9 protein-coding genes and 2 pseudogenes are annotated in these 10,657 nt (G+C 73.9%); 6 read left to right on the top strand and 5 right to left on the bottom strand.

Features of this window, described 5'->3' with window-relative positions:
* The 5 genes and pseudogenes from NWP10_RS12420 to NWP10_RS02210 form a co-directional block, all read left to right on the top strand.
* Window positions 1–377, top strand: a pseudogene (locus tag NWP10_RS12420) (DNA mismatch repair protein MutT); the annotation flags it as partial.
* On the top strand, window positions 374–1,696 hold the full coding sequence (gene nadA / locus NWP10_RS02225; RefSeq protein ID WP_258299749.1) for a quinolinate synthase NadA: 1,323 nt from the start codon (window positions 374–376) through the stop codon (window positions 1,694–1,696). The pseudogene NWP10_RS12420 and the gene nadA, both read left to right, overlap by 4 nt.
* Window positions 1,693–2,619 (top strand): carboxylating nicotinate-nucleotide diphosphorylase, encoded by a 927-nt coding sequence (nadC, locus tag NWP10_RS02220; protein WP_258299748.1) that lies wholly within the window; start codon window positions 1,693–1,695, stop codon window positions 2,617–2,619. The genes nadA and nadC overlap by 4 nt, the downstream gene beginning before the upstream one ends.
* Window positions 2,616–3,788: a cysteine desulfurase family protein gene (locus tag NWP10_RS02215; protein ID WP_258299747.1), complete on the top strand. Its 1,173-nt coding sequence runs from the start codon at window positions 2,616–2,618 to the stop codon at window positions 3,786–3,788. Before nadC ends, NWP10_RS02215 begins: the two co-directional genes overlap by 4 nt.
* A gap of 67 nt (window positions 3,789–3,855) precedes the next feature.
* Window positions 3,856–4,125, top strand: a pseudogene (locus tag NWP10_RS02210) (alkaline phosphatase D family protein); the annotation flags it as partial.
* Between the two features lie 12 nt (window positions 4,126–4,137).
* On the opposite strand, the gene NWP10_RS02205 reads toward NWP10_RS02210, so the two are convergent.
* Genes NWP10_RS02205 through NWP10_RS02190 form a run of 4 tightly spaced genes read right to left on the bottom strand, consistent with a single transcriptional unit; the run spans window position 4,138 to window position 7,536 of the window.
* On the bottom strand, window positions 4,138–5,145 hold the full coding sequence (locus tag NWP10_RS02205; protein WP_258299746.1) for a glycine betaine ABC transporter substrate-binding protein: 1,008 nt from the start codon (window positions 5,143–5,145) through the stop codon (window positions 4,138–4,140).
* Entirely contained in the window at window positions 5,142–5,894 is a 753-nt protein-coding gene (locus NWP10_RS02200) for an ABC transporter permease (RefSeq protein ID WP_017487925.1), read from the bottom strand. The genes NWP10_RS02205 and NWP10_RS02200 overlap by 4 nt, the downstream gene beginning before the upstream one ends.
* Window positions 5,891–6,898: an ABC transporter ATP-binding protein gene (locus tag NWP10_RS02195; RefSeq protein ID WP_258299745.1), complete on the bottom strand. Its 1,008-nt coding sequence runs from the start codon at window positions 6,896–6,898 to the stop codon at window positions 5,891–5,893. Before NWP10_RS02195 ends, NWP10_RS02200 begins: the two co-directional genes overlap by 4 nt.
* Window positions 6,895–7,536: an ABC transporter permease gene (locus NWP10_RS02190; protein WP_258299744.1), complete on the bottom strand. Its 642-nt coding sequence runs from the start codon at window positions 7,534–7,536 to the stop codon at window positions 6,895–6,897. The genes NWP10_RS02195 and NWP10_RS02190 overlap by 4 nt, the downstream gene beginning before the upstream one ends.
* Window positions 7,537–7,764: 228 nt before the next feature.
* Between NWP10_RS02190 and NWP10_RS02185 the strand changes: the two genes are divergently transcribed.
* Window positions 7,765–9,072, top strand: a complete 1,308-nt coding sequence (locus NWP10_RS02185) for a dicarboxylate/amino acid:cation symporter (protein ID WP_258299743.1) — start codon at window positions 7,765–7,767, stop codon at window positions 9,070–9,072.
* Window positions 9,073–9,145: 73 nt separating this feature from the next.
* Here NWP10_RS02185 and NWP10_RS02180 read toward each other — a convergent pair whose 3' ends face one another.
* Window positions 9,146–10,627 (bottom strand): sugar porter family MFS transporter, encoded by a 1,482-nt coding sequence (locus NWP10_RS02180; protein WP_258299742.1) that lies wholly within the window; start codon window positions 10,625–10,627, stop codon window positions 9,146–9,148.
* Between the last annotated feature and the right edge of the window lie 30 nt (window positions 10,628–10,657).

Genomic DNA, 10,657 nt, shown 5'->3' with positions numbered 1-10,657 from the left:
TCGCGGGGCTGCCCGCCGGCGTCCACGTGCGCTGGCAGCGCGCCGACGCGCCCCCCGCGATGGCGTTCGACCATGCCGAGATCCTGACCGCGGCCGTGGCGCGCCTGCGCGCGGACCTGCCGCGGGCCGGCGTCGCGCACGCCCTGCTCGGCCCCTCCTTCACGCTCGCCGAGCTGCGCGCCGTGCACGAGGCCGTCCTCGGCCGCGCCCTCGACGCCGCCAACTTCCGCCGGGCCACCCTCGCCACCGGGGTGCTCGAGGAGACCGGCGAGGTCCGCGCCGGCACCCGGCACCGCCCGCCCAAGCTCTACCGCTACCGACCCGCCGACGACGCCCCGTCGCCGGCCGCCCCTGACGATCCAGGAGACCTCTCATGACCGCCACGCCCGAGACCACCGCCTCGGTGGCCCGCACCCTCACCCTCGTCGCCCGCGACCCCGCCCGCGGCTCCGCCTGCTCGTCCGACCTGACCACGGGCCCCTGGGCCTTCGATGCCGGCCTGCCCGCCTACGGCCCCGGCGCCTCCCAGGACGACGCCATCCCGGCGGACGCCCCCGTGCAGGGCCGCATCCCCGAGGAGTACCAGCAGGCCTCGGACGAGGAGCTGCACGCGCGCATCGCCGCGGCCAAGGCCGCCCTCGGCGATCGCGCCGTGGTGCTCGGCCACTTCTACCAGCGCGACGAGGTGGTCCGGCACGCCGACTTCGTGGGCGACTCGTTCCAGCTGGCGCGCGCCTCCCAGGGCCGCCCCGAGGCCGAGGCCATCGTGTTCTGCGGCGTGCACTTCATGGCCGAGACCGCGGACCTGCTCTCCACCCCGGAGCAGGCCGTGATCCTGCCGAACCTCGCCGCCGGCTGCTCCATGGCGGACATGGCGGACCTCGACTCCGTCCAGGACGCGTGGGAGCAGCTCGAGGAGGTGTACGGCACCGAGCCGGACGCGGACGGCCGGGTGCCGCTGCTGCCGGTGACCTACATGAACTGCTCCGCCGCCCTCAAGGGCTTCGTGGGCGAGCGCGGGGGCATCGTGTGCACCTCGTCCAACGCCTCCGACGTGCTCGAGTGGGCCTTCGAGCGCGCCCAGCGGGTGCTCTTCTTCCCGGACCAGCACCTCGGCCGCAACACGGGCCGGGCGATGGGGATCGAGCTGGAGCGGATGCCGATGTGGAACCCCCGCCTGCCCCTGGGCGGCAACACCGAGGAGACGCTGCGGGACGCCCGGGTCCTGCTCTGGCACGGCTTCTGCTCCGTGCACCGCCGGTTCACGGTGGCCCAGATCGAGCAGGCCCGCGCCGAGCATCCGGACGTGCGGGTGATCGTGCACCCCGAGTGCCCGCTGCCCGTGGTCGAGGCCGCGGATGAGTCCGGCTCCACCGACCACATCGTCAAGGCCATCCAGGCCGCCCCGGCCGGCTCCACCTTCGCGATCGGCACCGAGATCAACCTCGTGCAGCGCCTGGCCGCCCAGCACCCGGAGCACACGATCTTCTGCCTCGACCCGGTGATCTGCCCTTGCTCCACCATGTACCGCATCCACCCGGGCTACCTCGCGTGGGTGCTCGAGGAGCTCGTGGCCGGCCGCGTGGTCAACCGGATCACCGTGCCGGACGCGGTGGCCGACCCGGCCCGCGCCGCCCTCGAGCGCATGCTCGCGGTGGCGCCCCGGCAGTCCGTCGCGCAGGGGGCCGGCGCGTGAGCGCGGGCACGGGCGGCGCGTGGGGGCCGACGCCGGTGCCGATCGCGGACGTGGAGCGGATCGTGGCCGCGGCCCTGGCCGAGGACGCGCCCTGGGGCGACGTCTCCTCCGAGGCCTTCGTGCCCGCGGACGCGCGCATCACGGCGCGCGTCGTGGCCCGCGAGGCCGGCGTGCTCTCCGGCACCGCCGCCCTCGAGGCCGCGTTCCGGCTCGTGGATCCCGCCACGGAGGTGACCCTGCACCTGCCCGACGGCGCCGCGCTCGCCCACGGCGCCGTCGTCGCCGAGGTGGCGGGCCCCGCCCGCTCGGTGCTGCGCGCCGAGCGCGTGGCGCTCAACCTCGCCCAGCGCATGTCCGGGATCGCCACGGCGACGGCGGCCCACGTGGTCGCGGTGCGCGCCGGGGGCGGCCACGCCCGCGTGGCGGACACCCGCAAGACCACCCCGGGCCTGCGCGTGCTGGAGCGTCAGGCCGTGCGGGACGGGGGCGGCCACAACCACCGCCACGGCCTCTCCGACGCCGTGATGCTCAAGGACAACCACCTGGCGGCCCTCGGCTTCGGCGGCGAGGACGCCCCGGGCGAGGAGCTCACGCGGGCGCTGCGCGCCGGCCTGGCCCGCCTGCCCCACACGGTCCACGTGGAGGTCGAGGTGGACCGGCTCGACCAGCTGCCCGCCGTGCTCGCCGCCGGCGTGGGCACGGTGATGCTGGACAACTTCTCCCTCGCCGACCTGCGGGCCGGGGTGGAGCTGGTGGCCGGGCGCGCCGTCGTCGAGGCCTCCGGCGGGGTGAGCCTGGAGACCATCGGGGAGATCGCGGCCACGGGCGTGGACGTGGTGTCCGTGGGCGCGCTGACGCACAGCGTCCGCGCCCTGGACCTCGGCCTCGACGCCGTGGTCGAGGAGGTCTCGCCGCGCCGATGAGCACCACCCTCGACCTGGACCACGCGGCCACCGCGCCCGTCCGGCGCAGCGCGCTCGAGGCGATGTGGCCCGCACTCACCGGCGTCTACGGCAACCCGTCCTCGGCGCACGAGGCCGGCCGGGCGGCGGCGGCCCTGCTCGAGGACGCCCGCGCGCGGGTGGCCCGCGCGATCGGCGCCCGGGCCGGGCAGGTCGTGTTCACCTCGGGCGGCACGGAGGCCGACGCGCTCGCCGTGCTCGGCACGGTGCGCGCCCGGATCCTCGCCGGGCGCCCGGCGGGCCACGTGCTGACGACGGGGATCGAGCACAGCGCGGTGCGGCAGTCCTGTGACCAGCTGGCCCGGCTGCACGGCGTCGAGGTCGAGCACCTCGCGCTGAACCGTGACGGGCTGACCTCCGCGGACGACCTCGCCGCCCGCCTGCGCCCGGACACCGCGCTGGTCAGCGTGCACCTGGCCCACAACGAGGTGGGCACGGTGCAGCCGGTGGCCGAGCTGGCCGCCGTCGCCCGGGAGGCGGGCGTGCCGCTGCACGTGGACGCGGTGCAGGCCGCGGGGCAGATCCCGGTGGACGTGCGCGCCCTCGGGGCCGACCTGGTGGCGCTGTCCGGGCACAAAGTGGGCGGGCCCAAGGGGGTCGGTGCGCTGTGGGTGCGCTCGGGTCACGCCCTGGAACCGCTCGTGCCCGGCGGCGGCCAGGAGCGGGGCCGGCGGTCCGGGACGCAGAACGTGGCCGGCGCGGCCGGGTTCGCGGCCGCCTTCGAGGAGGCCGAGGCGGAGCGCACCGCGGCCGTGGACGCGTGGTCCGGGCTGCGGGACCGGTTCGCGGCGCGCGTGCTCGACGGCGTCCGGGAGTTCGTGCCCGACGCGCGGCTGACCGGCCATCCCGCGCGGCGGCTGCCGCGTCACGCCTCGTTCGTGCTGCCCGGCGTGAACGGCGAGTCGGTGCTGGAGGAGGCGGCCCGCCGGGGCGTGCTGGCCTCGGCGGGGTCCGCGTGCTCGGCCCACGACGCCGAGCCGTCCCCGGCCCTGCTCGCGCTGGGCCTCAGCGAGGACGAGGCCCGCACGGCCCTGCGCTGCACGTTCGGCCCGGACGCCGACGCCCCGCTGCTCGACGCCGCCGCGGACGCGATCGTCGACGCCGTCCGGACGGTCACCGCCCTGCGCTGAGCGGCCCCGGGCCGGTCGACCCCGATGTCGCCGGGGGGCCGGCGTCGGACGTTCACCCGGGGGTCAGCCCGACGCCACGGGGCAGGAGTCCCTGTCCCACGGCGACGACGGCACCCCGCTGGGCCGCGAGCTGGAGATCGCCCGCCTCGTGAAGGCGATCACGGACCACGGCGTGAAGAACGTCGTGTTCCTCACCGGCGACGTCCACGACTGCGCGGCGCACCACTGCTCCCCCGACCGCGCGGCGTTCACCGACTTCGAGCCTTTCTGGGAGTTCGTGGCCGGCCCCATCAACGCCGGCTCGTTCGGCCCGAATCCGCTGGACGGCGTCGGCGGCTTCGGTGGACCGTCAGTCGGTGATCAGGCCCTCCTCGCGGAGCCAGTCCCACGCGACCTGGGTGGGCTCCTCGCCGTCGACGTCCACCCGGGCGTTCAGGCGCGCGGCCGTCGCGTTGTCCAGGCGCGCGGTCACGGGCGCCAGCAGGTCGGCGATCTCGGGGTGCTCGGCCAGGACCTCCTCGCGCACGATGGGGGCCGCGTTGTACTTCGGGAAGAAGCTCAGCGGGTCCTGCAGGGTCGTCAGGTCCAGTGCGGCGATCCGCCCGTCCGTGGAGTACGCCTCCCCGAAGGTGCACGACCCGTCCGCCACCGCGGCGAACACCGCCCCGATGTCCATCTGGCGCAGCCGGGATCCGGTGGGCCGTTCGATCCCGTAGGCCTCGAGCATGGGAAGGAACCCGTCGTTGCGGGCGGCGAACTCGGCGCTCACGCAGAAGGACTGCTCCTGGGTGGGGAGGTCCTTGATGTCCGCGAGCGTCTCCAGGCCGAGCTCCTCCGCCCGGTCCTGACGCACGGAGAAGGTGTAGGTGTTGTCGAGTTCGGCCGGCGGCAGCCACACCAGACCCTGCTGCGCGTCCTCGTCCCGGACCGCGGCCCACTGCGCCTGGGCGTCCGGGATCGGATCGGTGTGGCCCAGGTACGTGATCCAGGCCGTCCCCGTGTAGTCCCACTCGACGTCCACGACGCCGGCGACCTGGGCCTGGCGCGCACTGAGCGAACCCGGCATGTTGGTCAGATCCTCGACGTCGGCCCCCGCGGAGCGCAGCAGGATCGCGGTGATCTTGCCGAGCACGACGCCCTCGTTGAAGTTCTTGGAGCCCACCGCCACGTGGGCGCCCTCGAGGTCGATCCCGGCGACGTCGCCGGCGGGCGTGCCCGAGGGCAGGTAGCCGCCGGCGGTGCTCAGCCCGCACCCGGACAGGACGAGGGATGCCGCCAGGCCGAGCGCGGCGAGCGCGACGCGAGCGGGGGTCCGGCCGCGGCGGCGGGAGGGGAGGGTCGCACGCGGGGTGGTCATGCGAGCCCCCTCGGGGTGGCCAGCGTCTCGACGAGGCGGCCGATCCACTCGATCATCAGGGCGAGGGCGGCCACGAGGATCGCCCCCGAGACGAGCAGCGGGAAACGGAACAGGACGATCCCGGTCTGGATGAGCAGGCCGAGGCCGCCGGCGTCGATGAACGTCGCGAACGCCCCGGTGCCCACCAGCAGCACCAGGGCGGTCCGCAGACCCGCCATGATCACGGGCAGGGCCAAGGGCAGCTCCACCCGGAGCAGGGTCTGCAGCGGCGACATGCCCATGCCGCGGGCCGCCTCGACGACGGTGGGGTCGACGCCCCGCAGCCCGGCCAGGGTGTTGGCCAGCACGGGCAGGAACGCGTAGAGGGACAGGGCCAGGACGGCGACCCGGAAGCCGAACCCCCACGCCATGGCGAGCAGGACGATCACACCGATCACGGGAGCGGCCTGGCCGGCGTTGGCCAGCCCCATGGCGACGGGGGTGAACCGCCGGGCGGCGGGGCGGCTCAGCAGCACGCCGAGCGGGATGGCCGTCGCCACGACCAGAACGGTGGACACGCCGACGAGGGCCAGGTGCTCGGCGGTGAGGCGCAGGACGGTGGGCCAGGTCAGCAGCCGGGCCTCGACGTCGTCGAGGGCGGCTCCGCGCACCCAGACGGTCCACCCGATCAGCAGGGCGGCCACCAGCAGGGGCAGGCCGATCAGGAGCAGGCGGTCCTCGGCGGAGGCCGCACGCAGCCGGGCGATCATGGCCGAGCCTGCTCGTCGCCGGCGCGGGCGTGCGCGCGCAGTGTCGGATAGTCGAGCAGACCGATGACCGTGCCATCACGGACCACGGCGATCTCCTCCGTCGGGGCCGTGACCAGCGCCGCGAGGGCCTCGCTGATCGGGGTGGCCGCGTCGAGCACGGGCCCGCCCGGCAGCGTGCCCGTCGGGTGGTGTGCGATCGGGCGCAGCGGCAGCGTGTCGACCGACCGCAGCCCCAGCCGCTTGAGCCCCGCCCCCGACCCCACGAAGTCGGCCACGAACTCGGTGGCCGGCCGCGCCAGGACCTCTTCGGGGGTGGCGTACTGGGCCACGTGCGCACCGGGTTCGAGCACCAGGATCCGGTCGCCCAGGAGCACGGCCTCGTCCACGTCGTGGGTGACCATCACGATGGTCTTGCCCACCCTGGCCTGGATGTCGAGCATCTCCTGCTGCAGGCGCTGGCGGGTGAGGGGGTCCACGGCGCCGAAGGGCTCGTCCATGAGCAGCACGGGAGGATCCGCCGCGAGGCCCCGGCCCACGCCGACGCGCTGCTGCTGTCCGCCGGACAGCTCGCGCGGGAACCGGTCTCGATAGATCGCCGGGTCCAGGCCGACGAGGTCGAGCAGCTCGTCCACGCGGTCGGCGATGCGCCGGCGGTCCCACTTGAGCAGGCGCGGCACCAGGCCGACGTTCTCGGCGACGGACAGGTGGGGCATCATCCCGCCACCCTGCACGACGTAGCCGATCTGGCGACGCAGCCGGGTGGGGTCACGGCGTGTGATGTCCTCCCCACCGATCAGGATCCGCCCGGAGGTGGGCTCGATGAGGCGGTTGATCATCTTCAGTGAGGTGGTCTTGCCGCAGCCGGACGGGCCGACGAACACCACGGTCTCCCCCGCGGGGATGAGGAGGTCCAGGGCGTCCACGGCGGGACGGTCCTGCCCCGGATAGTGCTTCGTCAGGGACTCGAGACGGATCTCGGCCCCGGCGTCACGGTCGGTGCTCATGCGCGCAGTCCCTTCGAGATGGTGAGCCGGCCGAGCAGCACGAGCAGCCCGTCCAGGACGAGGGCGACGACGACGATGCCGAGGGTGCCCACGAGGGCGTAGTTCAACGCGTTGGCGCCGCCCAGGGAGACCAGCCCCGTGAAGATGTACGAGCCCAGTCCGGGCCCCAGGACGTAGGCCGCGACCGCGGCCACGCCCATGCCGAGCTGGCCGGCGACCCGGATGCCGGTGAGGATCACGGGCCAGGCCAGCGGCAGACGCACCCGGGTGAACAGCGCCACCGGCCCCATGCCCATCCCCCGGGCGGCCTCCAGCACCTCCGGGTCCACGCCGCGCAGACCCACGAGCGCGTTGCGGAGGATGGGCAGCAGGGCATAGAAGACCACCACCACGACGGCGGGGACGGTCCCGATGCCCACCAGGGGGATCAGGACGCCGATGAGCGCGAAGGAGGGCAGGGTCAGCCCGACGGCCGTGAGAGCGTTCGCGATCGGGGTCAGGGCCTTGATCCGCGTGGCGATCACGGCCAGCGCGATGGCGAGGACGGTGGCGATGGCCAGCGCCTGCAGCACGAGCCACCCGTGCTGCCACGCCCGGAAGAGGATGTCCGGCCAGCGTGAGGCGAGGAACTCGCTCATGCGGCCTCCACGCCGGCAGCGCACCCCTGGGCGGCCCGGGCGTCTGCGGGGCGGGGCGGGACCGTCATCGTCGTCTCCTTCGGTCCGGGTGGGGCGGGGGTGCTCTTGCACGCTACCCGAGACGGTGGCGCTCACTGTGTTCTGCACCACGACGGGGGTCGTCGACGCCGCCGCGGATGGCCTACCGACCGGGCGACGGGCAGGGCGGCCTGCGCTAGCGTGTCCGCCATGTCACACGCCTCCTCCGGCGCCGCCGCGCCGTCCGATCGCGCCCCGCAGGGCGCCGTCTCCGAGTCCTCCCGGCGCCGCCGCGTCGGCCTGCTGCCCCGCATCCTCCTCGCGATCGTGGCCGGCGTCCTCGTCGGCCTGGTCGCGCCGACCTGGCTCGTGCAGGCCTTCGCCACCTTCAACGGGCTGTTCTCGAACTTCCTGGGCTTCATCGTCCCGGTGCTGATCCTCGCGCTCGTCGCCCCCGCCATCGGCGACATCGGCCGGGGCGCGGGGAAGCTGCTGGCCCTGACCGGCGGCATCGCCTACGGCTCCACCCTGTTCGGCGGCTTCGGCGCCCTGCTGGTCTGCCTGCTCGTCTTCCCGCTGATCCTCACGCCCGGGTCCTTCGAGGCGATGGCCAACCCTGAGGACGCGCTGCTCGGCCCGCTGTTCGAGGTGCAGATGGACCCGCCCTTCGGCGTGATGACGGCCCTGCTGCTCGCGTTCGTGCTCGGCATCGGCCTGACGATGCTGCCGCGCGGTGCCCTGCACGAGGGCTTCGACCAGCTGCGATCGATCATCGAGCGGGTCGTCATGGGCCTGGTCGTGCCTCTGCTGCCCGTCTACATCTTCGGCGTGTTCCTGAACATGACCGCCGCCGGCGAGGTCTTCAAGGTCATCACCACGTTCCTCGGCGTGATCCTGCTGGTCTTCGGCCTCACCGTGGTGCTGCTGCTCGTCCAGTACGTCGTCGCGGGCGCGATCGCGAGGCGCAACCCGTTCACGGCCCTGAAGACGATGCTGCCGGCCTACGCGACGGCCCTGGGCACCTCGTCCTCGGCGGCGACCATCCCGGTGACCCTGCGCCAGACCCTGCTGCTCGGCGTGCGCCGGCCGATCGCCTCGTTCGTCGTGCCGCTGTGTGCGACGATCCACCTGGCCGGCTCCACGGTGAAGATCGTCTCGTTCTCCATCGCGGTGCTGTTCCTCTCGGGCCAGTCGATCGACGTCCCGGTGTTCGTGGGCTTCATCTTCATGCTGGGCGTCACCATGGTCGCGGCGCCCGGCGTGCCCGGCGGCGCGATCGTGGCGGCCTCGGGCCTGCTGTCCTCGATGCTCGGCTTCACCGAGCCGCAGGTCGCGCTCATGGTCGCCACGTACATCGCCATCGACTCCTTCGGCACCGCCACCAACGTGACCGGCGACGCCGCCATCGCGATGATCGTCGACAAGATCGCCGGAGACCGTCTCATCGAGGACTCCGAGGACGAGGGCCTGGAGCGCCTCGACGACGAGGAGGCCGCCACCGGCACCGACGCCGGCTGACCCGCCCCGCACACACCACGGCCCCCTCCCTGTCAGAAGCTCCGGGAGGGGGCCGTCGTCGGGACGGGCGGTGTCAGCCGCGCAGGTCCCGCTCGGCCTCGGCGCGCACCGCGCGCCGCTGCCCCGGGGAGCGCACGACGACGTCGCTCATCTCCTCAAGCGTCTTGCCCTTGGTCTCGGGGACGAAGGCCGCCACGAAGGCCAGGGACAGCGCCGCCATGATCGCGTACAGACCGTAGGCGAGGGTCAGGCCGATGTCCGCCAGCCACGGGAACGTGGTGGAGACGGTGAAGTTCGCCGCCCACTGCGCGGCGGCGGCCACGGCGAGCGCGCCGGCGCGGATGCGGTTCGGGAACATCTCGCCCAGCAGCACCCAGACCAGCGGACCCCAGGTGGCTCCGAAGAACACCACAAAGGCGTTCGCGGCCACCAGCGCCACCGTGGACCACGGCTGCGGCAGGGACACGGACTCGGCGCCGCCGGTCTCCGCGAAGGAGAAGGCCAGTGCCATCAGGCCGAGGCTGACCGCCATGCCGGCGGAGCCGGCGATCAGCATGGGGCGACGGCCGACGCGGTCCACCAGGGCGATCGCGATGAAGGTGACGGCGATGTTCGTGACCGAGGTGATCACGGTGACCGTGAGTGCGTCCGACTCCCCGAAGCCCACCGAGCGCCACAGGGTGGTGGAGTAGTAGAAGATCACGTTGATGCCCACGGCCTGCTGGAAGACTGAGAGCAGGATGCCGATCCACACGATCGGCTGCAGGCCCGCCGACGGCCCGCGCAGGTCCGCCAACGACTCGCGGTGCTCCGAGTCCAGCGAGCGCCGGATGTCCTCGATCATCAGGTTCACCCGGTCCACGCCGGTGAACTCGTGCAGGACCTCGGCCGCCTCGTCCGTGCGACCGCGGGCGACCAGGTAGCGCGGGGACTCCGGCAGCTTCAGGGCGAACAGGCCGTACAGCACCGCCGGGACGGCCTCGGCCAGGAACATCCAACGCCAGGCGTCGACACCGAGCCAGAACGGCTGCGCCGCTCCCCCGGCCACCGTCGCGAAGAGCGCGTCCGAGAGCAGCGCGGCGAAGATGCCGAGGACGATCGCCAGCTGCTGGAGCGAGCCGAGGCGCCCGCGCACATGGGAGGGGCTGACCTCCGCGATGTACGCCGGAGCGATCACGGACGCGGCGCCCACGCCCAGGCCGCCGACCATGCGCCAGAAGATCAGGTCGACCACGCCGAACGCCAGGCCCGAGCCGATGGCGGAGACCAGGAACAGGATCGCGGCGATCACCATCACGGGCACGCGGCCGCGGCGGTTGGCGATCGGCCCGGCGAACCAGGCGCCGAGTGCGCAGCCGATCAGCGCCGAGGAGACGGTGAAGCCCGTGAGACCGGGGCCGAGGCCGAACTCTCCGGCGAGGGCGTCCACGGCGCCGTTGATGACAGAGGTGTCGAAGCCGAACAGGAAACCGCCGAGCGCGGCGGCGACCGAGATGCCGACCACCTTGGCGTTGAGGCGAGACGTCGCGGCGCCGCCGGACCGGGTCGCTGTCATGGTGGGTCCTCTCTGGGTGGCGCCCGACGG

The organism is Micrococcus sp. HG099 (assembly GCF_024723355.1).
Classification (GTDB): domain Bacteria; phylum Actinomycetota; class Actinomycetes; order Actinomycetales; family Micrococcaceae; genus Micrococcus; species Micrococcus endophyticus.
The sequence above is the reverse complement of the archived record's forward strand: the minus strand, read 5'-3'. Positions and strand labels throughout refer to the sequence as shown.